Annotated in this window: 22 protein-coding genes; 14 read left to right on the top strand and 8 right to left on the bottom strand. The window is 66.1% G+C overall.

Going from position 1 to position 24,352, the window contains the following annotated elements:
- Positions 1-52: 52 nt before the first annotated feature.
- Positions 53-1,948 (bottom strand): molecular chaperone DnaK, encoded by a 1,896-nt coding sequence (gene dnaK, locus QW881_RS27790; protein ID WP_315740389.1) that lies wholly within the window; start codon positions 1,946-1,948, stop codon positions 53-55.
- Between the two features lie 421 nt (positions 1,949-2,369).
- Between dnaK and QW881_RS27785 the strand changes: the two genes are divergently transcribed.
- Together QW881_RS27785 and QW881_RS27780 are read left to right on the top strand one after the other, a co-directional pair.
- On the top strand, positions 2,370-3,878 hold the full coding sequence (locus QW881_RS27785; RefSeq protein ID WP_315759106.1) for a hypothetical protein: 1,509 nt from the start codon (positions 2,370-2,372) through the stop codon (positions 3,876-3,878).
- Between the two features lie 208 nt (positions 3,879-4,086).
- Positions 4,087-5,022, top strand: coding sequence for a hypothetical protein (locus tag QW881_RS27780; RefSeq protein WP_315740391.1), 936 nt, complete (start codon positions 4,087-4,089; stop codon positions 5,020-5,022).
- A 163-nt stretch (positions 5,023-5,185) separates the two neighbouring features.
- Here the strand turns inward: QW881_RS27780 and grpE are convergent, their stop codons facing one another.
- The gene (gene grpE, locus QW881_RS27775; protein ID WP_315759105.1) at positions 5,186-5,806 is read right to left on the bottom strand and encodes a nucleotide exchange factor GrpE; all 621 of its coding nucleotides are present in this window, start codon (positions 5,804-5,806) and stop codon (positions 5,186-5,188) included.
- Positions 5,807-5,938: 132 nt separating this feature from the next.
- Positions 5,939-7,027, bottom strand: a complete 1,089-nt coding sequence (gene hrcA / locus QW881_RS27770; RefSeq protein WP_315759103.1) for a heat-inducible transcriptional repressor HrcA — start codon at positions 7,025-7,027, stop codon at positions 5,939-5,941.
- Positions 7,028-7,211: 184 nt separating this feature from the next.
- On the opposite strand from hrcA, the gene rph reads away from it, so the two are divergent.
- From rph to hemW, 3 genes are read left to right on the top strand one after another with little or no spacing between them, the layout of a single operon-like run.
- Positions 7,212-7,925 (top strand): ribonuclease PH, encoded by a 714-nt coding sequence (gene rph / locus QW881_RS27765; RefSeq protein ID WP_315759102.1) that lies wholly within the window; start codon positions 7,212-7,214, stop codon positions 7,923-7,925.
- Complete coding sequence (gene rdgB, locus QW881_RS27760; protein ID WP_315759101.1) at positions 7,922-8,566, top strand: RdgB/HAM1 family non-canonical purine NTP pyrophosphatase; 645 nt, start codon at positions 7,922-7,924, stop codon at positions 8,564-8,566. Before rph ends, rdgB begins: the two co-directional genes overlap by 4 nt.
- On the top strand, positions 8,553-9,710 hold the full coding sequence (hemW, locus tag QW881_RS27755) for a radical SAM family heme chaperone HemW (protein WP_315759100.1): 1,158 nt from the start codon (positions 8,553-8,555) through the stop codon (positions 9,708-9,710). Before rdgB ends, hemW begins: the two co-directional genes overlap by 14 nt.
- Positions 9,711-9,723: 13 nt before the next feature.
- Here hemW and QW881_RS27750 read toward each other — a convergent pair whose 3' ends face one another.
- On the bottom strand, positions 9,724-10,932 hold the full coding sequence (locus QW881_RS27750; RefSeq protein ID WP_315759099.1) for a penicillin-binding protein activator: 1,209 nt from the start codon (positions 10,930-10,932) through the stop codon (positions 9,724-9,726).
- 303 nt (positions 10,933-11,235) lie between these two features.
- Here QW881_RS27750 and rsmI point away from each other — a divergent pair, with 303 nt between their 5' ends.
- From rsmI to QW881_RS27730, 4 genes are all read left to right on the top strand, one after another.
- A complete protein-coding gene (gene rsmI, locus QW881_RS27745) occupies positions 11,236-12,195 on the top strand; it encodes a 16S rRNA (cytidine(1402)-2'-O)-methyltransferase (protein WP_315740398.1) in 960 nt (319 codons plus the stop codon).
- Positions 12,182-12,592, top strand: a complete 411-nt coding sequence (locus QW881_RS27740) for a YraN family protein (RefSeq protein ID WP_315759098.1) — start codon at positions 12,182-12,184, stop codon at positions 12,590-12,592. The genes rsmI and QW881_RS27740 overlap by 14 nt, the downstream gene beginning before the upstream one ends.
- Positions 12,593-12,623: 31 nt before the next feature.
- On the top strand, positions 12,624-13,565 hold the full coding sequence (gene gshB, locus QW881_RS27735; RefSeq protein WP_315759097.1) for a glutathione synthase: 942 nt from the start codon (positions 12,624-12,626) through the stop codon (positions 13,563-13,565).
- A gap of 115 nt (positions 13,566-13,680) precedes the next feature.
- Positions 13,681-14,499 (top strand): exodeoxyribonuclease III, encoded by an 819-nt coding sequence (locus QW881_RS27730; protein ID WP_315759096.1) that lies wholly within the window; start codon positions 13,681-13,683, stop codon positions 14,497-14,499.
- Between the two features lie 33 nt (positions 14,500-14,532).
- Here the strand turns inward: QW881_RS27730 and QW881_RS27725 are convergent, their stop codons facing one another.
- A complete protein-coding gene (locus tag QW881_RS27725; protein WP_315740402.1) occupies positions 14,533-14,976 on the bottom strand; it encodes a cyclic nucleotide-binding domain-containing protein in 444 nt (147 codons plus the stop codon).
- A gap of 66 nt (positions 14,977-15,042) precedes the next feature.
- Positions 15,043-15,729 (bottom strand): response regulator transcription factor, encoded by a 687-nt coding sequence (locus QW881_RS27720; protein ID WP_315716813.1) that lies wholly within the window; start codon positions 15,727-15,729, stop codon positions 15,043-15,045.
- Between the two features lie 274 nt (positions 15,730-16,003).
- On the opposite strand from QW881_RS27720, the gene QW881_RS27715 reads away from it, so the two are divergent.
- Positions 16,004-16,525, top strand: a complete 522-nt coding sequence (locus QW881_RS27715) for a L,D-transpeptidase (protein ID WP_315759095.1) — start codon at positions 16,004-16,006, stop codon at positions 16,523-16,525.
- Positions 16,526-16,545: 20 nt separating this feature from the next.
- Positions 16,546-17,325 (top strand): hydratase, encoded by a 780-nt coding sequence (locus tag QW881_RS27710; protein WP_315759093.1) that lies wholly within the window; start codon positions 16,546-16,548, stop codon positions 17,323-17,325.
- A 25-nt stretch (positions 17,326-17,350) separates the two neighbouring features.
- Here the strand turns inward: QW881_RS27710 and QW881_RS27705 are convergent, their stop codons facing one another.
- Positions 17,351-18,034, bottom strand: coding sequence for a YggS family pyridoxal phosphate-dependent enzyme (locus tag QW881_RS27705; protein ID WP_315759092.1), 684 nt, complete (start codon positions 18,032-18,034; stop codon positions 17,351-17,353).
- Positions 18,035-18,146: 112 nt separating this feature from the next.
- Between QW881_RS27705 and QW881_RS27700 the strand changes: the two genes are divergently transcribed.
- Complete coding sequence (locus QW881_RS27700) at positions 18,147-19,844, top strand: diguanylate cyclase domain-containing protein (RefSeq protein WP_315759091.1); 1,698 nt, start codon at positions 18,147-18,149, stop codon at positions 19,842-19,844.
- Positions 19,845-19,865: 21 nt separating this feature from the next.
- Here QW881_RS27700 and QW881_RS27695 read toward each other — a convergent pair whose 3' ends face one another.
- Positions 19,866-20,852, bottom strand: a complete 987-nt coding sequence (locus QW881_RS27695) for a GGDEF domain-containing protein (RefSeq protein ID WP_315740505.1) — start codon at positions 20,850-20,852, stop codon at positions 19,866-19,868.
- Between the two features lie 324 nt (positions 20,853-21,176).
- On the opposite strand from QW881_RS27695, the gene leuS reads away from it, so the two are divergent.
- Positions 21,177-23,801 carry a leucine--tRNA ligase gene (gene leuS / locus QW881_RS27690; protein ID WP_315759090.1) on the top strand — a complete coding sequence of 875 codons (2,625 nt, stop codon included), beginning with the start codon at positions 21,177-21,179 and terminating at the stop codon, positions 23,799-23,801.
- Complete coding sequence (lptE, locus tag QW881_RS27685) at positions 23,788-24,339, top strand: LPS assembly lipoprotein LptE (protein ID WP_315740408.1); 552 nt, start codon at positions 23,788-23,790, stop codon at positions 24,337-24,339. The genes leuS and lptE overlap by 14 nt, the downstream gene beginning before the upstream one ends.
- Positions 24,340-24,352: the final 13 nt, after the last annotated feature.

The following is a 24,352-nucleotide window of genomic DNA, read 5'->3' as shown; positions in this document are numbered from 1 at the left end:
CCGCAAAGTGCGCTCTTTGGCATGGGGGTCATGGTCACTACCTCTGCCTCAGTTAAGCAGATTTCTTCTTGTCGTCGTCGACCTCGGTGAACTCCGCGTCGACCACGTCATCCTTGGCGGCGTCGCGGGCCGCATCGGTCTCGGCCTGCTGCTTGTACATGGCCTCGCCGAGCTTCATCGACGCCTGGGCCAGCGTGTTGGTCTTGGCCTTGATCGCCTCGGCATCGTCGCCCTTCAGCGCTTCCTTGAGATCGCTGACGGCATCCTCGATGGCGCGGCGCTCGGTGTCGGCGACCTTCGAGCCATGCTCGGCCAGCGCCTTCTCGGTGGAGTGCACCAGCGCGTCCGCATGGTTCTTGGCGTCGACCGCCTCGCGGCGCTTCTTGTCCGCCGCGGCATTGGCCTCGGCGTCCTTGACCATCTTGTCGATGTCGGCTTCCGACAGACCACCCGAGGCCTGGATGCGGATCTGCTGCTCCTTGCCGGTGGCCTTGTCCTTGGCCGAGACGTTGACGATGCCGTTCGCGTCGATGTCGAACGTCACCTCGATCTGCGGCATGCCGCGCGGGGCCGGCGGAATGCCCATCAGGTCGAACTGACCGAGCATCTTGTTGTCGGCCGCCATCTCGCGCTCACCCTGGAAGACCCGGATGGTGACCGCGTTCTGATTGTCCTCGGCGGTCGAGAACACCTGGCTCTTCTTGGTCGGGATCGTGGTGTTGCGGTCGATGATGCGGGTGAACACGCCGCCCAAGGTTTCGATGCCGAGGGACAGCGGCGTCACGTCGAGCAGCAGCACGTCCTTGACGTCGCCCTGCAGCACGCCGGCCTGAATCGCCGCACCGATCGCCACCACCTCGTCGGGGTTGACGCCCTTGTGCGGCTCCTTGCCGAAGAACTGCTTCACCATCTCCTGGATCTTCGGCATGCGGGTCATGCCGCCGACCAGCACCACTTCGCCGATCTCGCCGGCGGTCAGGCCGGCATCCTTCAGCGCCTTGCGGCACGGCTCGATGGTCTTCTCGACGAGGTCGGCCACCAGCGCCTCGAACTTGGCGCGGGTCAGCTTCATCGTCAGATGCTTCGGACCGGACTGGTCCGCGGTGATGAAGGGCAGGTTGATCTCGGTCTGCGTGGTCGACGACAGCTCGATCTTGGCCTTCTCGGCAGCTTCCTTGAGGCGCTGCAGGGCGAGCTTGTCGTTGCGCAGGTTGATGCCCTGCTCCTTCTGGAATTCGTCGGCGAGGTAGCTGACCAGACGCATGTCGAAGTCTTCACCGCCGAGGAAGGTGTCGCCGTTGGTCGACTTCACCTCGAACACGCCGTCGCCGATCTCCAGGATCGAGACGTCGAAGGTGCCGCCGCCGAGGTCGTACACGGCGATGGTGCCGGCCTTCGTCTTGTCGAGGCCGTAAGCGAGCGCAGCCGCGGTCGGCTCGTTGATGATGCGCAGAACCTCGAGGCCCGCGATCTTGCCCGCGTCCTTGGTGGCCTGGCGCTGGGCGTCGTTGAAGTAGGCGGGGACGGTGATGACGGCCTGGTCGACCTTCTGGCCGAGATGGGCTTCCGCGGTCTCCTTCATCTTCTGCAGGATGAAGGCGGAGACCTGCGAGGGCGAATAGGTCTTGCCGTCGGCCTCGACCCAGGCGTCGCCGTTGCCGGCTTTGACGATCTTGTAGGGGACGAGCTTCTTGTCCTTCTCGACCATCGGGTCGTCGTAGCGGCGGCCGATCAGTCGCTTGACCGCGAAGAAGGTGCGCTCGGGGTTGGTCACGGCCTGGCGCTTGGCCGGCTGGCCGACCAGGCGTTCGCCATCGTCACTGAACGCGACGATCGACGGCGTCGTGCGCATGCCCTCGGCGTTCTCGATGACTTTCGACGATTTGCCGTCCATGACGGCCACGCACGAATTCGTGGTGCCGAGATCGATCCCGATGACCTTTCCCATGGTCTCATATTCCTTCTTTTTGCGGCAGGTTGGGTGGGGCCCTGACGGCGCCCCCATCCAAAACCCCCTCAGATCAAATGCTCGCGATATTGCGACGATGAGCGTCATATAGGAGGGGGGGACTGGCCCGCAAGGACCGGACCAGGGGTTCGACCCAACGAAAATCACGGCCGTCGCCGAACGACCTTATGGAGACATCAGAGCGGCCCATCGGAATTGGCGGCGACGCGAAACGGCGGCTCGGACCGGAGGCGACTGCGCGAATCCACCTGCCGGCACGTCGAATGGCCCCGTGCGAAATAGGAGGGTGCGATCGAGGGCAAGTGCGACAAATCCGGTACCGCTGATCTGCCCCAATGACCGAAATGCGTTGTTAACCCACGGGCCCTAGCCTGCCGCACTCCTGGGACGGGAATGAGGCATGGTCATCGACTCCGATTGGGGCTTTCCGCAGCGCGCGCGCGAAGCCGGCCAAGCCACGTTCCCGGGACTGCTGATTTGCGCCATCGTGGTTGCAGCGGCGTGGCTGCGGTACGTCCTTCCCCTCAATGTCGATGTCAGCTGGTGGCTCCTCGTCAGCGAGCGCATGCTCGATGGACAGCGGCTCTACGTCGACATCCTCGAGACGAACCCGCCGATGGCTGGGTCGGTCTATCTGCTGGCCGTCGCGCTGGCGCGTGCGATCCATCTCAGGCCCGAGCTGGCGACGAATATCCTGATCTTCGTGCTGACCGCGGCATCCCTGACGCTGGTATGGCTGGTGCTGCGGACATCGGCCCTGCGCCATCGTCTCGCCGACGGCAGGCTGGCGGCGTGGACGACCGCCCTGCTTCTGATCGCGCCGATGTATGATTTCGGCCAGCGGGAACATCTGGCCCTGATCACGATATTGCCGGCGATCGCGGTGTACATCCTGCGCGCCAGGCGCGAGCGGGTGGCCCCGGCGGCCATGCTCATCGCCGGGCTCAGTGCCGGCCTCACGATGAGCTTCAAGCCTTATTTCGCCTTCAGCGTCGGCTTCTGCATACTCGCCGCCGCGGCTCAGGCGCGCGACTGGCGCGTGCTGTTCGCGCTGGAGAACTGGATCGCCGCGGCCCTGGTGCTGATCAACGCGGCGTGCATCTACCTGTTCTTTCCCGAATATTTCACGGTCATCTATCCGCTGGTCCGCGACGTCTATCTGCTTCTGAAGGCGCCCGTGCCGACCATCCTCGTGACCCTGCCGATGGGCCTGTGGCTGGCTGCAGCAGTCATCATCCTCATTCTTCAGCGCACGCAGCACGAGCGCGACGCCGCATCGTTCACCACATTGGCCGCATCACTCGGGTTCCTGGTGTCATTCGTCGCGCAGCAAAAGGGCTGGGGCTACCATGCCTATCCGATGGTGGCGCTGGCGCTGCTTGCCGCCGGCCTTGCCGTGTCGGCGATCGACGCCAGCCGCGACGCGCGACGCTGGCCGCGTGTCGCCACCGCTCTCGCCGGCACCGTGCTCTTCGTGCAGACCTGCTTCTGGTTCAATGGTAGTGTCGATGTCCAGCAGATCGAAGCCCAGGTGGCCCGGCTCGGGCCGCGCCCGAGCATGCTCGTGCTCAGCGCGGCGGCGGTCATCGGGCACCCCATGGTGCGGACCCTTGATGGCACCTGGATCTCGCGCCAGGAGGCGTTCTGGGTCCGGGAAATCGTTCGCCGGTCGCAACAAGACGGAACCATCGATTCACAGACTGCGCAGAGGCTCGCGCCCTATGTGGAACGTGAACGCGCCGGGATCATCGCCGACTTCCGGAGGCAACCGCCCGACGTCGTCCTGATCGACAATCAGAACAGCGACTGGGGCGACTGGGCGCGTTCCGACCCCGAGATCAGGGCTCTGCTCGCGCCCTATGTGCTGGTGCAGACCGTCGATGGCGTCGAAATCCTGAAGCGCGGCTAGCACGGCACCGTCATCAGCCCGCCTTTCGAGGCGAAATGACCTGGGAAATGCGACCCGCAGGGCGCGCTGATCGCCGCAGGCGATCAAAACCGCGCGCCCGGCCTGTTGCGGGGGGCGCAAAGCCGCTAAAAGCGTGCCGCCGAAGACCACGCTGGCGAGGACCCCCGACCGCCTCGGCGCGAGGCCTCGGTCAACGAGGCAATGTTTGATGATGATCGTTCGACTCTTCGCCGCGGCTACCCTGCTGATGTCGCTGCTGCACTCCGCAATGGCCGCCGAAGCCATATTTCCGCCCGGCGTCCGCATCGGGCTCGCGCCGCTGGTGGGGCTCGCCAAGGCCAAGACGTTTTCCGGTTTCGAAACCGAGGACCAGAGCGTCAAGGTGCTGCTGACCGAACTGCCGGCGGCCGCCTATGGCGAGGTGAAGAATGCGTTTACCGCCAATCCCGCCGGGACCGGCAGCGTCAAGCCGGAGAGCATCGAGACCGCCGCCGGCACCGCCTACTACACGGTTGAGAACGGTCGGGATGGCGCCACGCCGGTGCGGCGCTACTCGATGATCCTGCCCGGCAACGGCTTCTCCGGCTACGTGGCCGTGCAGATCCCGGAGACCGCGAGCCGGATCTACACCGACGATGCCGTGCGTCAGATGTTCGCCTCCGCCGTCGTCCGCAAGGACGTTCCCGTCGACGAGCAGCTCGCGATGATGCCGTTCAAGGTGACCGAGCTCTCCGGGTTCAAGACCATCCGCACGCTCGGGCCGGGTGCCTTGATCCTGGCCGACGGCGAAGAGGACAAGGGCTTCGAAGCCGCGCCCTTCGTGGTGATCGGGCTCGTGGCCGGGGTGGCCCCGGAGGCGGGCGACCGCGCGCGTGTCGCCCAGCAGGCGGCCACCACCATTCCGGGCGTCCGCGAAGCGCGCATCACGATGTCCGAGCCGATCCGCATCGACGGCCAGCCGGCCTACGAGACCCGGCTCGAAGCCACCAGCGGCAAGGACAATACGCCGGTGACCGTGGTGCAATGGCTGCGCTTCGGCGGGCCGAATACGCTGCGGATCATCGGCAGCGCGCCGCGCGATCAGTGGTCGGTAGCCTTCCCGCGCTTCCGCGCCGTCCGCGACGGCATCCAGCCGAGAGGCTGAGCCCAACTCGGTATCCGGAAGCCGCGGTCTCATCGGCCGCGGTCCACTGCCGCGACACGAACTACAAACTCGCGCCGACAAACAAGAAGCCACTGGCATCACCGCCCGTGGCTTCTTCGTTGGACTGATAGGACGGCAGGAGAAGGCCTGCCTATGCTTGCCGTCACGCGGCGCTGTTCGACTGATCGTTGCTCGGCGCGGGCGCCGCCTTCGCGCCACCCTTGGACACGCCGACCAGCGCGGGACGCAGGATGCGCTCGCCGATCATGAAGCCGGCCTGTACGACCTGCACCACGGTGCCCGACGGCACCGACGAATCCGGGACCTCGTACATCGCCTGCTGGAAGTTGGGGTCGAACTTCTGTCCCGTCGGATCGAACTTCTTGACGCCGTTCTTCTCCAGCGTGTTGAGCAGCGAGCGCTCGGTGAGCTCGACGCCCTCGATCAACGATTTGAGGCCTGCATCGGCATTGGCGCGTGTCTCGGCCGGCACGGCATCGAGCGCGCGCTGCAGATTGTCGGCGATGTCGAGCACGTCGCGCGCGAAGCCGGTGATGCCGTACATGCGTGCATCGGCGACTTCACGGGCCGTCCGCTTGCGCAGGTTCTCCATCTCCGCCAGCGTGCGCAGCATCTTGTCGCGCGCGTCGGCCGCCTCCTTGGCAAGGGCCTCGACCGAGCCGGTCTCAGGATCGTCGGGCATGATATAGGGCTTGGAGACGACGGGTTCGCTGGCCTGCGCCGGGTTTTCCGGATCATTCTTATGCAGGTCGGGATCGGTCATGGACAGACTCGCAAGTTCGGCTGACGGGTTTTGGGGGTATGGTGCGGGATATCGTGCTTTGGGCGTCGAAAATCAAGCGCAGCCTGACCATCGCGCCCGATGGCGCTGTCCGCGGGTTAACCATGTCACGCGTCAGCCACCAAGCAGCCGGCTGACCAGACGCGCGGCATAATCGACCGTCGGGATCACCCGGGCATAGTTGAGCCGGGTCGGACCGATGACACCGAGCACGCCGACGATGCGACCCGTGGCGTCGGAATAGGGCGACACGATCGTCGACGAGCCCGACAGCGAGAACAGCTTGTTCTCCGAGCCAATGAAGATGCGGACACCTTCCGCGCTCTCTGCCCGTCCGAGCAGATCGACGACGCCGCGCTTGGTCTCGAGATCGTCGAACAGCCGCCGCACGCGCTCGAGATCTTCGAGCGCATGCAGGTCCTCGAGCAGGTTGGCATGGCCGCGCACGATGAGCTGCCGCTCGTCGCTGTCCCCTCCGGACCAGCTCGCGACACCGGCGGCGATCACCTTCTGCGCGAGCTGGTCGAGCTCGGTACGATCATGCGCCAGCGCGGTCTCGAGCTCGAGCCGTGCTTCCGCCAAGGTCCGCCCTCTGATGCGGGCATTGAGGAAATTGGACGCCTCGGTCAGCGCCGAGGATGGCACGCCCGGCGGCAGAACCAGAACCCGGTTCTCGACCTGCCCGTCCTCGCCCACCAGCACGACCAGCGCACGCTCGGGCTCGAGCCTGACGAACTCGATGTGCTTCAGCCGGGTGTTGGATTTGGCGGTCAGAACCACGGCAGCGGCACGGGTCAGACCCGACAGCCGGGTCAGCGCCTCGTCCAGGGCGGCCTCGACCGATTGCGCCCGCCCGACCGCGGCGAGCTGGCTCTGGATCGATTGCTGCTCAGCCTCGGTCATGTCGCCGACCTGCATCAGGGCGTCCACGAAGAAACGCAGGCCGGCCTCGGTCGGCAGGCGGCCGGCCGAGGTGTGCGGCGCGTAGATCAGGCCGAGCTGCTCGAGATCGGCCATGACGTTGCGCACCGAGGCCGGCGACAGCGGAACCGCGATCAGCCGCGAAATGTTGCGCGAGCCGACCGGCTCGCCGGTCGCCAGATAGCTTTCGACGATCTGCCGGAAGATCTCGCGCGAGCGCTCGTTGAGCTGCGCCAGACCGGCCGGCGGTGTCATCAGGTTGATCGGATCGTGGTGGGCCACCAGATGCTCTCCTCGCAGCTGCCTATAATGTGTCCATGCGGCGGCTCGGTGGCAAGCCGGTCGTCGCGCGCTCTCGGGCGCGACGAGGCCATGATAAACCCTTGATAAGCCCTTGCCGCTGCCGGTCGCGGCTCCTACAAGGCCGGTCAAAGTCGGTCTTTCGCGCGCTTTCACGGAGAGAATCATGCGGCCGAGCCGCCGTGCACCGGATGAACTGCGGGCCGTGAGCCTGGAACGCGGCGTCGTCAAATACGCCGAGGGCTCCTGCCTGGTGAAGTTCGGCGACACCCATGTGCTGGTCACCGCCACGCTGGAGGACCGGCTGCCGCCCTGGCTCAAGGGCCAGGGGCGCGGCTGGATCACGGCCGAATACGGCATGCTGCCGCGCGCCACGCTGGAACGGACCCGGCGCGAGGCCTCCGCCGGCAAGCAGACCGGTCGCACCGTCGAGATCCAGCGTCTGATCGGCCGCTCGCTGCGCACCGCGATCGACCTGGAAGCGCTCGGCGAGCGCCAGATCACGGTCGATTGCGACGTGCTGCAGGCCGACGGCGGCACGCGCACGGCGTCGATCACCGGCGCCTGGGTGGCGCTGGCCGACTGCATCAAGTGGATGAAGTCGCGCAACATGATCAAGACCGAGGTGCTGCGCGCCAACGTCGCCGCGATCTCCTGCGGCATCTACAACGGCACGCCGGTGCTGGATCTCGACTACGCCGAGGATTCCGAGGCGGAGACCGACGCCAATTTCGTCATGACCGGCGACGGCCGCATCATCGAGGTGCAGGGCACGGCGGAGAAGACGCCGTTCACCGAGGCCGAGCTCCTGGCGCTGATGGCACTGGCCCGCAAGGGCGTGGCGCGGCTGGTCGACCTGCAGAAGATGGCGGTCGCGTGAGTAGCGGTCATCGCAAGCTCACCGGGCGCCTCGTCATCGCGACCCACAATCCCGGCAAGCTTGCCGAGATGCGCGAGCTGCTCGCCCCCCATGGCGTCGAGGCGGTGTCGGCCGGCGATCTCGGCCTGGACGAGCCGGACGAGACCGGCGAGACCTTCCAGGCCAACGCCCGCATCAAGGCGGTCGCCGCGGCCAATGCCGCGCAGCTTCCTGCCTTTGCCGACGATTCCGGCATCGTGGTTCATGCGCTCGATGGGGCGCCCGGGATCTATTCGGCGCGCTGGGCCGGACCGGACAAGGATTTCACCGGCGCGATGACGCGCATCGAGCGCCTGCTGCAGGAGCGGGACGCGAGGAGTGCCGACAAGCGCAGCGCGCATTTCGTCTCGGCGCTGTGCGTGGCGTGGCCGGACGGTCATGTCGAGGAGGTCGAGGCGCGGGTCGACGGCACCCTGGTCTGGCCGCCGCGTGGCACGGCGGGCTTCGGCTACGACCCGATGTTCCTGCCCGAGAGCCACGACCGGACCTTCGGCGAGATGACCAGCATCGAGAAGCATGGCCTGCCGCCGCTCGGGCTCGGCCTGTCGCACCGGGCGCGCGCCTTCGTAAAGCTCGCGGAGATCTGCCTTGACCAGCGCTGACAGCGAAGCGTTCGGCGTCTATGTGCACTGGCCGTTCTGCCTGTCGAAATGTCCGTATTGCGACTTCAACAGCCATGTCCGGCATGCCGCCATCGATCAGGACCGCTTCGCCCGCGCCTTTGTGCAGGAGATCGCGACCACGGCCGCCCGCATCGGGCCGCGCACCGTCACGTCGATTTTTCTCGGCGGCGGCACGCCGTCGCTGATGCAGCCGCAGACGGTCGGCGCCATTCTCGACGCGATCGGCAAGCACTGGCACGTCGCTGGCGATGTCGAGGTGTCACTCGAAGCCAATCCGACCAGCGTCGAGGCGACACGCTTTGCCGGCTATCGCGCCGCCGGCGTCAACCGGGTCTCGCTCGGCGTCCAGGCGATGGACGATGCGTCGCTCAAGATGCTGGGACGCCTGCACACCGCCGAGGAGGCGATGAAGGCGGTGGCGATCGCGCGCAATGCGTTCGAGCGTTATTCGTTCGATCTGATCTACGCCCGGCCCGACCAGACGCCGGCGATGTGGACCGAGGAGCTGACGCGCGCGATCGGCGAGGCGGCTGAGCACCTGTCGCTGTATCAACTGACGATCGAGGAAGGCACGCCGTTCTTCGGCCTGCACGCCGCAGGCAAGCTGAAGACGCCGGATGAAGGCCTGGCCCGCACCTTGTACGACGTCACGCAGGAGATCTGTGGCCGTCACGGACTGCCGGCCTATGAGATCTCCAATCATGCCCGCCCGGGCGCGGAGTGCCGGCACAATCTGATCTATTGGCGCGGCCACGAATATGCCGGCATCGGCCCCGGCGCCCATGGTCGTCTCGACATCGGCGGCATCAGGCATGCGACCGCGACCGACAAGCGGCCGGAGGCCTGGCTGATGCGGGTGGAGTCCAACGGTCATGGTGTGATGACCGACGACGAGCTCAACCGCGAGGAGCGCGCCGACGAATTCCTGCTGATGGGGCTGCGTTTGGCCGAAGGCATCGACCCCAGGCGGTATGCCGCGATCTCCGGCCGTGCGCTCGATCCGCGCCGCATCGCGCTGCTGCGCGAGGAGGGCGCCATCGCGGTCGATCCGGATGGACGGCTGCGCGTGACTCAGGACGGCTTTCCGGTGCTCGACGCGGTCGTCGCCGATCTCGCCGCCTGAACGAGGCTGCGACTCACGTCGCGCTGAAGCTCTTCGGCGCGCCGGCGACCGTCTGTCCGCCACCCGAACCGACGCGCATCACGGCAAGCCCGCGCTCATTGGTGCCGTCGCTGCGGAACCGGAACAGCCCATCGATGCCGGCAAAGCCCGATGCATTGGTCAGGACATCGGGCGCGAAGCGCTGGTTGCCCTGGGTGCGCGCCAACGCGGCCACGAGCGCCACCGCATCGTAGGCGAGGGTTGCCGTGCGCACGGGATCGCCGCCGAACCGCGTCCGGTAGCGACCTGCGAAGGCGCGGAAACCGGAGGGATCCGGCGCAGCATAGAGGCCGCCCTGCAGGCTGGCGCTGGCATAGACGCGCGGATTGTCCCACAATCCGGTGCCGAGCAACTGAATGTTGCGCAGATTGGCGCCGGCCGCGGTCAGCGCATCGGCGGTCGCCGCCACCGATTCGCCGTCGTCGGCCAGCAGCAGCGCGTCGGCACCGCCGAGCGCCTGCGCCACCGTGCGCGCAGGCCCGGTGCGGTCGCCGGAATATTTCTCGAACGCCACGATGCGTCCGCCGCGGCGGCCGACCGCGGTCTTGAACGCACCCTCGACGACCGTGCCATAGGCATTGTCCGGCAGCAGCGCCGCGAACGAGCGTTTGCCGACGCTGGCGGAATATTCGACGATGCGGCTGGCGTCGGACTCCGGCAGGAAGCTGAGGAGATAGACGCCGCGCCCCGCCACGCTCGAATCGGTCGAGAAGGCGATGACCGAGATGTTGCGCGCGCGCGCCACCTGGGCAGTCGCCGGTACCGAGCCCGCGAACAGCGGACCGAGAATGATCTCGGCGCCTTCGTCGCAGGCCTGTTGCGCGCCCTGCTGCGCCCCTTGCGGGCTGCCGGCGTCGTCCTTGATCAGGAGCTGGATGTTGGGGTTCTGAAACTCGGCGAGCGCCATCTCGGCCGCGTTCTTCATCGATTGCGCAGCCACGCCGGCATTGCCCGACGCCGACAGCGGCAGAATCAGCCCGACCTTGACCTGGCCGTTACCGGCAACCGCCGGCTGCTGCGGCGGTCCCGCCGGCGCCGTCGGCTGCTCGAACGGATTGAAGCCCTGCTGGACGTTGGAGCACGCCGACAGCAGCGGCGCGCCGACGATCAGGCCCAGCGCCGTTCGCCGGGCGACCCCATGGGGTCCCGGACCGAGAGAGTTGGGATGACGCGGGCCCACCATGGCATCTCTTCGTTCGGCCAAGACCGGCCAGAAGTTCCCCAAACGCACGTCCGCCAAGCCGTGCTGATTCACTCATATTGTCGACGAATAGTTAAGCAAAACAAAAGGCTGTCACCGCCACAAAGCCGATCAATTCGACGTTTTGCACGGCCTATCCCCTGCTCGTACACATCCCCATTGACGTGCAGTTTCGGACTTGAAGGTTCGATGAACGGCCACGCGCCCATGCCGATCGGAACTTCAAAATTGCTGCGCGGCTGTTCCCCTGTGGCAATCCCGCGGCATGCCCTTTAAATTACCTCGATGGGCGCGAAGGCAATCCCCAAGACGTCGCTAGACGACGGCAAATCTTCCACCACGTCGACCTACCTGGTGGCGGGTCAAATCGTCGTGGCACCCAAGGCACGGCCTGGATTGCATCTGGTGGCAACGCCGATCGGCAATCTCGGTGACATCACGCTGCGTGCACTGGAAACCCTGGCCGGTGCCGACATCATCTTCTGCGAGGACACGCGAATCACGCGGCGCCTGACCGAGCGCTACGGACTGGGGGCGGAACTCGCAGCCTATCATGAGCACAATGCCGAAGCGGTCAGGCCGCGGATCCTGCAACGTCTGGCCCAAGGCGCAGCCATCGCGCTGGTGTCGGACGCCGGCACGCCGCTGATCTCCGATCCCGGCTACAAGCTGGTGCGCGAGGCCTGTGAGGCCGGACACGCCGTCACCGCGCTGCCGGGACCTTCCGCCGTGCTCGCGGCGCTGAGCGTGGCGGCGTTGCCGACCGACCGCTTCTTCTTCGAGGGATTCCTGCCGGCCAAGCAGCAGGCGCGGCGCACGCGGCTGTCGGAGCTCGCGCGGATCGAGGCGACGCTGGTTCTGTTCGAGGCGGGCAGCCGGGTGCAGGAGACGCTGGCCGATCTCGCCGATGCCATGGCCGGGCGTCAGGCCGCGATCTGCCGCGAGCTCACCAAGCTGCACGAAGAGGTGCTGCGCGGAGCAATCGGCGATCTCGCTGCACGGGCCGGCGATCTCGAAACGCGCGGCGAATTCGTGCTGGTGATCGGTCCACCGCCGCGCGATGCCGAGGTGCTGACCCAGGACGCATTGGACGCCGTGCTCAGGGATCTGTTGCAGCGATCGAGCGTCAAGGACGCCGTGATGCATGCCGTCGAGCTGTCGCGCCGGCCGCGACGCGAGGTGTATGCGCGCGCGCTCGAGCTCTCGAAGGGCGCGCGGTCAGGGGAGGCCGATGGCAAAGACTGAGCGTGCCTCCCCAGACAAGCCGGCGAAGACGGCGGCACCCGAGCGCGTCGCCGCCTTCCGCACTGGATTGTCGGCGGAAGCCCGTGCCGCAGCGCTGCTGATCGCCAAGGGCTATCGCATCCTCGCCAAACGCTTCCGCACGCCCCAAGGCGAGATCGACATCATAGTGCGCAAGCGCAGCCTGGTCGCCTTCGTCGAGGTCAAGGCGCGCGCCTCGCTCGACGATGCGGCCTATGCCGTGACGCCTCGCCAGCAGCAGCGCATCATCGATGCCGCCCAGGCCTGGCTGATGGCGCATCCGGACCATGCCGAATTGGAGCTGCGCTTCGATGCGATTCTGGTTGCGCCGCGCAGCCTGCCGCGCCATCTGATGGCGGCCTTCGACGCCAGCACCTGACATGAACTGACTGCAGAGCAGGGACCTGCCCATGAAACTGAATGTCGCCGTCCAGATGGATCCGATCGCGCGCATCAACATCCGCGGCGACTCGACGTTTGCGATGCTGCTCGAAGCACAGCGGCGCGGACATGGCCTGTGCTACTACACGCCGGACAAGCTGTCGCTGCGCGGCGAGGAGCTGTACGCGCCGGTGCAGGCGCTGACCGTGCGCGACCAGGTCGACGACCACTTCACGCTCGGCGAGCCCAAGCCGACGGCGCTGACCACGTTCGACGTCGTGCTGCTGCGCCAGGATCCGCCGTTCGATCTCGCCTACATCACCTCGACGCATTTCCTCGAGCGCATCCATCCGAAGACGCTCGTGATCAACGATCCCGCCAGCGTGCGCAACGCGCCGGAAAAGCTGTTCGTGATGAACTTCCCGCAATTGATGCCGCCGACCTTGATCTCGCGCGATCTCGACGAGATCAACGCCTTCCGCGATCAGCACGGCGCTGTCGTGATGAAGCCGCTGCATGGCCATGGCGGCGCGGCAGTGTTCCGCGTCATGCCGCAGGACATGAATTTCGGCTCGCTGTTCGACATGTTCTCGGTGACGTTCAAGGAGCCCTGGGTGATCCAGCGCTTCCTCCCCGAGGTGAAGCATGGCGACAAGCGCATCATCCTGGTCGACGGCGAGTTCGCCGGCGCCGTCAACCGCGTGCCGGCGGCGGACGATCTGCGCTCCAACATGGTGCGCGGCGGCGCCGCGCAGGCCACCGATCTCAGCGCCCGTGAGCGCGAGATCTGCGACACGCTGGGTCCTGAATTGCGCGCGCGCGGCCTGCTGCTGGTCGGCATCGACGTCATCGATGGCAACCTCACCGAGATCAACGTGACGTCGCCGACCGGCATCCGCGCGATCTCGCGGCTCGGGGGCCCCGACATCGCCGCCCGCGTATGGGACGTCATCGAGAGCAAGCGGCGCTGATCAGGCACCGTCCCACATGGCTGGGGATAAGGCCAGCCAACGCGGTCATTCCGATGCGTCAGAAGCGGAGCGGAATCGACGACATCGACGCCTTTCATGATATGACGCGGGTCTCATGCGTCTCGTCCTGACCACCTGGAACATCAATTCGGTGCGCCTGCGCATCGACCTCGTCGCCAAGCTCATCAAGCAGGTCAGGCCCGATGTGCTGTGCCTGCAGGAGACCAAGTGCATCGACGACGCCTTCCCGCTGAAGCGTTTCAAGCGGCTCGGCTATGAGCACGTCGCGCTGAACGGGCAGAAGGGCTATCACGGCGTCGCCGTGATCTCGAAATGGCCGTTCGAGGAGACCAACGTCCGCACCTTCTGCGACAAGGTGGATTCGCGCCACATCACGGTGGCGTTCGGCGAGAAGGCGCAGCTCGCGCAGCCGCTGGTGCTGCACAATTTCTACGTGCCCGCAGGCGGCGACATTCCCGACCCCGCGCTCAACCCGAAATTCGAGCACAAGCTGCAATTCCTCGACGAGATGAAGGCGTGCGAGCCACTGCATCCGCGCGGCGACGACCGGCACATCCTGGTCGGCGATCTCAACGTCGCGCCGCATGAACACGATGTCTGGTCGCACAAGCAGCTCCTGAAGGTGGTGTCGCACACGCCGATCGAATGCGAGAAGCTGTTGGCGGCGCAGGCCCATGGCGAATGGGTCGATGTCGCCCGCGAGCGCATCCCGATGTCGGAGAAGGTCTACACCTGGTGGAGCTACCGTGCCGCCGACTGGACCGTCGGTGATCGCGGCCGAAGGCTCGACCACATCTGGGTGTCACGCGCACTGAAGGACCGGGTCAGCGACTTCAGGATCCTGCGCGACGCCCGCAGCTGGGAGCGGCCGTCGGATCATGTGCCGGTCACGGTGACGCTGGACGTGTCGTAGCGAAAGCGAAGCTGACCCGCCCGGTCACGAAGATCACGACGTCAGCTTGGTCCCTGCCGCCATGATGTCATTGGCGATTCGGCTGGCGCGGTGGGCGAACTCGTCGCGTAGCCGGCGCGCAGCCATGGCGTCGCTCTCGAGCACACGCTGAAACAGGCTGCGCGAAATCCGCACCACGGTCGAATATTCCAGGGCCGTCGCGGTCGCCGGGCGCCGCATCTCGACCAGCAGCGCCAGCTCGCCGATCAGCATGGTCGGCGTGGCGACGATCTCGGCACCGACCTCGTCGCTGATGCGCAATGACCCGCGCTGGACGACATAGCCGCAATCGGCGGTGTCACCTTCGCGGAACAGGGTCTCGCCGCTCTGGATGTTACGCTGCTCGGAGCCGATGGCGATCATGCGAAGTGAGTCGCTTCCCAGCAGGCGCAATGTTGGGACGCGCTCCAGCAGCGCAATATCGTCTTCGATCGACATCAAGGGCCCGGGGAAGGCGGAATGGAACCAATATCATAAATGGCGAGACCGCCATCCCCGAACCTATCACGGTACCAACTTGTAGCCACCGGCCTCCGTCACCAGAATCTCTGGATTCGCGGCATCTTTCTCGATCTTCTGCCGCAGACGGTAAATGTGCGTTTCCAGCGTGTGGGTGGTGACGCCGGAATTGTAGCCCCAGACCTCCTGGAGCAGGGTCTCGCGTGACACCGGCTGCTGGCCGGCGCGGTACAGGAAGCGCAGGATCGCCGTTTCCTTCTCCGTCAGGCGGACCTTGCGGGCGTTGGCGCCCGTCAGCATCTTCGAGCCCGGCCGGAAGCTGTACGGGCCGACCGAGAACACCGCGTCCTCGCTGGCCTCGTGCTGGCGAAGCTGGGCGCGGATGCGGGCCAGCAGCACGGCGAAGCGGAAGGGCTTGGCGACATAGTCGTTGGCGCCGGATTCGAGCCCGAGAATCGTGTCGGAATCGGTATCGTGCCCGGTCAGCATGATGATCGGCGCCTTGAAGCCGCCCTTGCGCAGGGACCGCACCACTTCGCGGCCATCGGTGTCGGGCAGGCCGACGTCCATCAGAACCAGGTCGGGCGAATTGGCCTTTGCGGCGGTGGCGCCTTTGGCGCCGGTATCGACGGCCTGGGCTTCGAACTCGTCATGCAGCGAGAGCTGCTCCATCAGGGCATCGCGCAGATCGGTGTCGTCATCCACGATCAGGATCTTGCGGGCATTGGCCATTGTACAATCCTCTAGGTGGCGCCGGCGGGATCGGATGGGTGGCGCCGTCAAACGGTGGGCAAACAGGCTCATCAGCCCTGTTCCGTCTTGAAGTAGGGGGCTGTTACCGATTCACAAGCGCCCGGACTCTACTTCAGAATTGGGCAGGGATTGAGATGATTGTCCTGTTCGACCCTCGCGGCGGACCATTTGCCGACATTAAGGCAATTACCGGGCAATAAAGGGCAATGAAAAGGCGCGTTGTTTCATGTCGTTATGGAAGGTGAAACCTGGCATGCCAGCATCGCTGATCTCGATTCGCACCACGGCGGGATCGCGGCAGCGCGGCTGGCTCCAGGTCTGGGGCCAGGTCATCCCGGTGGCGCTTGGCCGCGGCGGCATCCTGGCCAACAAGCGCGAAGGCGATGGTGGTACGCCACGAGGCGTGTTCCGGCCGCGGCGGCTGTGGTGGCGGGCCGACCGTCACCCCCGTCCACACACGGTCCTGCCGGTTCGGCCGATCGGTCCGGAGGATGCCTGGTGCGAGGACCCGGCCGACCGGCATTACAATCAGGCGATCCGGCTGCGCGGCGACCGGCCCGGAGACCGGCTGGCGCGTCAGGACCATCTGTACGATTTCATCATCGAGATCGACCACAACACGCGGCCGCGGATCGCGGGCCGCGGCAGTGCCGTGTTCCTGCATCTGGCGCGGCCGAACTTCGGCCCGACCGCAGGCTGCGTGGCCATGACCCGCCCAGCGATGCTGCGTCTGTTGCAAAGGATCGGCCCGCGCACCAGGATCGTCATCCAATAACAAGAGAAGGGGAGGACGGCATGCCGGATCAGCCAGCCAGCGCCGCGGGCCTTCTGCGTCAGCATTGGAGCGAAGGCCGGAAGCTGGCGGCGCTGCCGCCGGAGTTGCGTCCAAGGGACCGCGCCGAGGGCTATGCCATCCAGGCCGAGCTCGAGCGCCACTCGCCCAAGCCACTATTTGGCTGGAAAATTGCGGCGACCAGCGAGGCCGGCCAGCGCCATATCAATGTCGCCGGTCCGATGGCCGGGCGGATCCTGGCCGAGACGGTGTTGCCGGCGGGTGGCACCGCAGCGATGGCCGGTAACGCGATGCGGGTCGCGGAGCCGGAGTTCGCGTTCCGCCTGGGAGCGGACCTGCTGCCGCGGCCGACACCCTATGATGTCGCAGAGGTGCTGGCCGCGGTCGACACGCTGCATCCCGCGATCGAGATCCCGGATTCGCGGTTCGCCGACTTCGTCAGCGCCGGCGAGGCACAACTGATCGCCGACAATGCCTGCGCGCATCTGTTCGTGCTGGGCGAGGCCACCACCGCCGACTGGCGCAGCCGCGACCTGATCGCGGAGCGGCCGCGCATCGCGCTGCGTGGCGAGACCTTCATCGGCCACGGCCGCAACGTGCTTGGTGATCCGCGCGTGGCGCTGGCCTGGCTGGTCAACGAGCTCAGCGCGCTTAGCGTGCCCGCGCGGGCAGGGCAGGTGGTCACGACCGGCACCTGTCATGCGCCCCTGCCGATCGGCAGCGGGGACCACATGGAGGCCGATTTCGGCGATCTGGGGCAGGTATCGGCGCGGTTCGAGTAGGGACCGGCCGCGATCGCGCCCCCCTTCAGCGATGCCCGAAGATCGCCGAGCCGACACGGACATGCGTGGCGCCGAACTGGATGGCGGTGGCGAAATCGGCGCTCATGCCCATCGACAGATGCGCAAGGCCATTGCGGGCGGCGATCTTGGCGGTCAGCGCGAAATGCGGACCGGGCGCGTCCTCTACCGGCGGAATGCACATCAGCCCTGAAATCGCGAGCCCGTAGTCCTTGCGGCAGGCGGCGATGAAGGCGTCGGCGTCGCCGGGCGCGATGCCCGCCTTCTGCGGCTCCTCGCCGGTATTGATCTGGACGAACAGCTGCGGATGCCGGCCCTGGGCGGAAATCTCCTTGGCGAGCGCCGCGCACAGGCTTGGCCGGTCCACCGAATGGATGGCCTCGAACAGCGCCACCGCCTCCTTGGCCTTGTTGGATTGCAGCGGCCCGATCAGGTGCAGTGCGAGTCCCGGATGCGCGGCCATCAGTGGCGGCCACTTGGCTTTGGCTTCCTGAACGCGATTTTCACCGAACACGCGCTGTCCGGCCGCGATCACCGGCTCGATTGCCTCGGCATCGAAGGTCTTCGACACGGCGATCAGCGTGACCGAGGCGCGATCGCGCTCGGCATCGCGGCAGGCGCGCAGAATCTCCTGCTCGACGGCGGCGAGCGCAGACGGCGAGGACGGGGATGAGGCGTTCAATTCAGGCACGATGGCGTCCGTCGGTCAGTAGAATTACGGGTTTGGCTGCAATTTTACAGAGTTCGAGAAAGGGTTCTTGAGCCCTTCTCCTTACCCTGCACGGCCGGGGTAGGGGAAAGAAATGCCAAGCATCCGCTTCAATCGCAATAGAGTGAAGCTGAACCGGCTGATGGGGATCCGCGCCCGGCTGGCGCTGCTCGCCCTGATCCTGGTGGCGCCGCTGATGCTGGAACGCGCGCGCTCCCTGGAAAGCGCCAGGACAAGGCAGATCGCGCTCGCATCGGAGGAATTCTTCGGCCTCGCCCGGCAAAGCGCCGACATGCAGCGCGAGGTCATCATGTCGGTGGAGACGGTGCTGAAGTCGACCGCCTATGTCCGGGCGTCGAGCACCGGCGTGAGCCGCAGTTGCGACATGATGCGCGCCAGCCTGCCGGCGACCCTGCCCTGGATCCGCACCCTGATGATCGCCGGCCGCGACGGCCGCATCCAGTGCTCGACCAACAACCAATATGTCGGGCTCGATTTCAGCGACCGGCCGTATTTCCGTGGCGCCCAGGAATCACGCGATTTCGTGTTCAGCGACTACCTGCTGTCGAAACCGTCGCACGTGCCGATCGTCATGGCCGCCTATCCGGTCGGCGCCATCACCGGCGAGCCGGACGCGGTGATGCTGGCGAGCGTGAACCTGGAATGGATGTCCAAGATCATGAACAATCTTGGCGGCCGCCCCGGCATCACAGCGGTGCTGGTCGACAGCGAAGGAACCGTGCTGGCGGCGCCCGTCGACCGCACCGAGCTGATCGGCCGGCCGCTCGACAGCGTGCCGTTGTTGTCGGCCGTTGCCGAGACCGCCCTGAGTTCGGGGAAGCCGACCGAGACGATGAGTTTCACGGCGGCGGATGGTTCCAAGCGCGCGATCACCTTCACTCGGATCGCCGACACCGGATCGCGGCTGATCGTCAGCATTGATGAGACCCGCGTCACCGCCGCCATCGACCGCGAGATCCGCAACGCCTATCTGCAGGCCGGCCTCGTCTGCCTGATCGTGCTTCTCGGCGCGCTGATCGCCGCCGAGAAGCTGATCGTGAAGCCCGTCAGCATGCTCGCCGCGACCGCCAAGCGCTTCGGCCACGGCCACTGGTCGGCGCGCGTCACCACCAAGCATCTGCCGTCGGAGTTCGTGCCGCTGGCAAAGTCTTTCAATGCGATGGCCGCCAAGCTCGGCCAGCGCGAGCGCGAGCTGGTCGCCGCGAATGACCGGCTGACGGTGATGGCGTCGATCGACATGCTCTCAGGCCTCGCCAACCGCCGCGGCTTCCAGAACCGCATCGACGTCGAATGGAGCCGCGCGCAGCAGGCCGGCACCGAGCTGTCGCTGCTGATGATCGATGTCGACCACTTCAAGCTCTACAACGACACCTATGGGCACCCCGAGGGTGACGCCTGCCTGTCACGTCTCGGCGAGACGCTGTCGCAGATCGCCGGCGCGATGACGGCTTTCGCCGGCCGCTATGGCGGCGAGGAGTTCTGCCTGTTGTTGCCGGGCATGGGTGCCAGAGAGGCGCTCGCGGTCGGCGAGCAGGTGCGCGCCGCGGTGCTCGAGCTCGAGCTGCCGCATGCGACCTCGGCGCATCGATGCGTCACCGTGAGCGTCGGCGTCGCCTCGACGCGGCCGAACGAGTCGCTGATGCCCTCCGACCTGATCGAAGCCGCCGACGCCGCGCTCTATGCGGCCAAGCATCGCGGCCGCAACACGGTCATCGCGCATGGCTTCGCGGATGTTGCCGACGACAGGAGCGGCGTGGCACGCGCCGGATAGGGCTGTGGCCGCGACCTGCGGTCAGCCGACGGCGAGCTTGCGGTCGAGCTCGAGCTCGGTGACGACGCGGTTGCGACCAAGCTTCTTGGCGAGATACAGCGCGCGGTCGCAACGGTCGATGAGATCAGCCATTGATTCGCCGAACTGGAACTGGCCGACGCCGATCGACACCGTGATCTGCGGCAGCACCTCGCCGGTCGAGCGACGCGTGAACTGACAGTCGGCGATGGTGCGCCGGATCCGCTCCGCGATGACAGTGCAACCTTCGAGGTCGGTCTGCGGCAGCACCGCGATCAGTTCCTCGCCGCCATAGCGCGCCGGAAGATCGTTGTCGCGGACGCGCTCGCGCAATGCCTTGGCGACAAGGCGAAGCACCTGATCGCCGACGCCATGGCCGTAATTGTCGTTGAACTTCTTGAAGTGGTCGACGTCGATCAGGAGAATGCTGAGCGGCTCGTCGCGCTCCATCGCCTCGATCTGCGCGTGGCGGAAGAACTCTTCGAGCGCGCGGCGGTTCGGCAATCCGGTCAGTGTGTCGGTACGCGCGCGCTGCTCCGACTTGTTGAGCGAGTCCCTGATGGTGTCGAGCTCGCGTGACTTTTCGGCAAAGCTCACTTCGAGTTTCGCAGCACGCGCGGTCGCCTGGGCGAGCTCGCTGACCAGGTTCTCGATCAGGATCTTCGGATCGACGCCCTGCTCGCTGCGTTCGGCAACGCCATCGATCGCCGCCATGTGCGTGCGGTTGTCGGCGATCGCGGCGGTCAGATAACTTTTGGCGGAGTCCATCACGCCATGCAACTGCTGCGAGACTTTGTGGACGACGGCCGCTTCCGTACCCTGCTGGCCGATGTACGTGTCGAACAGCGCCTGGTTGGTGGTCTTGTCGAACTTGCGCTTGTTGCTGACCAGGATGTCGACGGCGCGCTTGAGGTCCGACGCCGAGCCCAGTGAGTACTTGAACCACAGATGGAAGTTGTTAGGCGTCGGTGGCACGCGCTGTTGAGCCATGGATTTCATGGCCTTTTCCGCGACCGTCGTCGCGTACTCGAAGTCAAGCTCGTCGAACGTAGCGCCGGACACGATGTGGAGTGACCCCAGATGCGGGCGGATGCCTGGATGTATGCACTCAGTCTCCCATTCAAGTCTTAACCGTGCCTCAATCGGACCTTCGACACTGCCGGCAGAGCCCGCAAAAAAACTCACGATTACCGTCGCTTAGCAGATGCCCAAAATGGTATCATCATCTGTCGCCCCATTGACCGGGCTGCCGCTTTTGTGGCCTAGTCCGCCGTCTTGAAACGACGCGAATCCTCGAAAATTATAAGCGATTCCATGACATCCGAACGCTACAACGCCCGTGAAGCCGAGCCGCGCTGGCAGCGCCAGTGGGACGAGAAGGCGATCTTCGCCACGAAGAACGACGATCCGCGTCCGAAATACTACGTACTCGAGATGTTTCCCTATCCGTCGGGACGCATCCATATCGGTCACGTCCGCAATTATACGCTCGGCGACGTCTTGGCCCGCTTCATGCGCGCCAAGGGTTTCAACGTCCTGCACCCGATGGGCTGGGATGCGTTCGGCCTGCCGGCGGAGAACGCCGCGATCGAGCGCAAGGTGGCGCCGAAGGCGTGGACCTACGACAACATCGCCGCGATGAAGAAGCAGCTGCGCTCGATCGGCCTGTCGCTCGACTGGGCGCGCGAGTTCGCGACCTGCGATCCGTCCTACTACAAGCACCAGCAGAAGATGTTCCTCGACTTCATGCAGGCGGGGCTGGTCGAGCGCGAGAAGCGCAAGGTGAACTGGGATCCGGTCGACATGACCGTGCTCGCCAACGAGCAGGTCATCGACGGTCGCGGTTGGCGCTCCGGTGCGGTGGTCGAACAGCGTGAGATGAACCAGTGGGTGTTCAAGATCACGAAGTACTCGCAGGAGCTGCTGGACGCGCTCGATGGTCTCGACCGCTGGCCCGACAAGGTGCGGCTGATGCAGCGCAACTGGATCGGCCGCTCGGAAGGCCTGCTGATCCGTTTTGCGCTGGATCCCGCGACGACGCCTGCGGGCGAGGCCGAATTGAAGATCTTCACGACCCGGCCGGACACGCTGTTCGGCGCCAAGTTCATGGCGATCTCGGCCGACCACCCGCTGGCCCAGGCCGCGGCGGCGAAGAACCCGGAGCTCGCCGCGTTCATCGCCGAGATCAAGCGGATCGGCACCGCGCAGGAGGCGATCGACACTGCGGAGAAGCAGGGCTTCGACACCGGCATCCGCGCCGTGCACCCGTTCGATCCGAGCTGGACCTTGCCGGTCTATGTCGCCAATTTCGTGCTGATGGAGTACGGCACCGGCGCCATCTTCGGCTGCCCGGCGCATGACCAGCGCGACCTCGACTTCGTCAACAAATACGGCCTCGGCAATGTCCCGGTGGTCTGCCCCGAGGGCCAGGACCCAGCGAGCTTCGTCATCACCGATACCGCCTTCGACGGCGACGGCCGCCTGATCAATTCGCGCTTCCTGGACGGCATGACGATCGCCCAGGCCAAGGACGAGGTCGCCAGGCGGCTCGAGAGCGAGCCGCGCGGCGGCGCGCCGGTCGGCGAGCGCCAGGTCAATTTCCGCCTGCGCGACTGGGGCATCTCGCGCCAGCGCTATTGGGGCTGCCCGATCCCGGTGATCCACTGCCCCAAATGCGATGTCGTGCCGGTGCCGGCGCAGGACCTGCCGGTCGTGCTGCCTGATGACGTCACCTTCGACAAGCCCGGCAACGCGCTCGACCACCATCCGAGCTGGAGGCACGTCACCTGCCCGACATGCGGGGCCAAGGCGACCCGCGAAACCGACACGATGGACACCTTCGTCGATTCGTCTTGGTACTTCGCGCGCTTCACCGATCCGTGGAACGAGACCTCGCCGACGACACCTGCGGTCGCCAACCGGATGATGCCGGTGGATCAGTATATCGGCGGCGTCGAGCACGCGATCCTGCATCTGCTCTACAGCCGATTCTTCACCCGCGCGATGAAGGCCACCGGCCACGTCGCCATGGACGAGCCGTTCGCCGGCATGTTCACGCAGGGCATGGTGGTCCACGAGACCTACCAGAAGGCCGATGGCACCTACGTCAATCCGGCCGAGGTCAAGATCGAGGTCGGCGGCAACGGCCGCCGCGCGGTGCTGGCCGCCACCGGCGAGGACATCACGATCGGCCCGATCGAGAAGATGTCGAAGTCGAAGAAGAACACCGTCGACCCCGACGACATCATCGAGAGCTACGGCGCCGACGTCGCGCGCTGGTTCATGCTGTCGGACTCGCCGCCGGATCGCGACGTGATCTGGAGCGACGAACGGGTGCAGGGCGCGGCGCGCTTCGTCCAGCGGCTGTGGCGGCTGGTCAACGAATCGGTCGCAGCAAGCCAGGAGGCCCCCTCCTCCCGTCCCGCCGACTTCGGCGCAGACGCGCTGGCGCTGCGCAAGGCCGCGCATGGCGCTCTCGACAAGGTGACCGGCGGCATCGAGCGGCTGCATTTCAACGTCTGCCTGGCGCACATCCGCGAATTCGCCAACGCGCTGGCCGAGGTGCTGGGCCGGCCGGCGACGCCGGCGCCGGACCTGGCCTGGGCGATTCGCGAGGCCGCTGGCATCCTGGTGCAGCTGATCTCGCCGATGATGCCGCATCTGGCCGAGGAATGCTGGCAGGTGCTGGGCCAGACTGGCCTGATCTCGGAGGCCTCCTGGCCGCAAATCGAACGCGATTTGCTGGTTGAGGACAGCATGACCCTGGTCGTCCAGGTCAACGGCAAGAAGCGCGGAGAAGTCACAGTCGCCAGCAACGCGCAGAATCCGGAAATTGAGTCTGCCGTTTTGGCCCTCGATGCAGTAAAACTAGCGCTGGACGGCAAGCCCGTTCGCAAGGTGATCATTGTTCCCAAGAGGATCGTGAATGTCGTCGGCTAGGTTTCGGATCGCTGCACGCCTCGTTGCCGTGGCCGCCTTGGCCGGGCTGACGGCCGGCTGCTTCCAGCCGATGTACGCGGAGCACGCCGACGGCACCCCTGCCCTGCGCGACAAGCTGATGGGCATCGAGCTGCCGCCGGTCGACAAGCCGAACGCCTCCCCCGAGGCGCGCATTGGCGTCGGCATCCGCAACGCGCTCGCATTCAAGCTCTACGGCACCGCGACCGGCACGGCCCCGACCCACAAGCTGGTGCTGCGGTTGCAGACCAGCCGGTCCTCGCTGATCGTCTCGCAGACGACCGGCCTGCCGACCACCGAGAATGTCGGCGTCGACGTCCAGTACAATCTGGTCGAGCTGGCGACCAACAAGTCGGTCATGACCGGTACGACCTTCGCGCGTACCTCCTACGACATCCCCGGCTCGTACCAGCGCTTCGCCCGCCAGCGCGCCTTCCGTGATGCCGAGGATCGCGCCTCCGAGGAAGTCGCCGAGAAGATCAAGACGCGGCTCGCGGCCTATTTCACCGCCGGCACCTGACGCTCGGCTGACA

Origin of the sequence: Bradyrhizobium sp. SZCCHNS3016 (assembly GCF_032484535.1) — a bacterium.
Lineage (GTDB): Bacteria > Pseudomonadota > Alphaproteobacteria > Rhizobiales > Xanthobacteraceae > Bradyrhizobium.
Note: the sequence above shows the minus strand (reverse complement) of the source record. Positions and strands in the feature narration are given on the sequence as shown.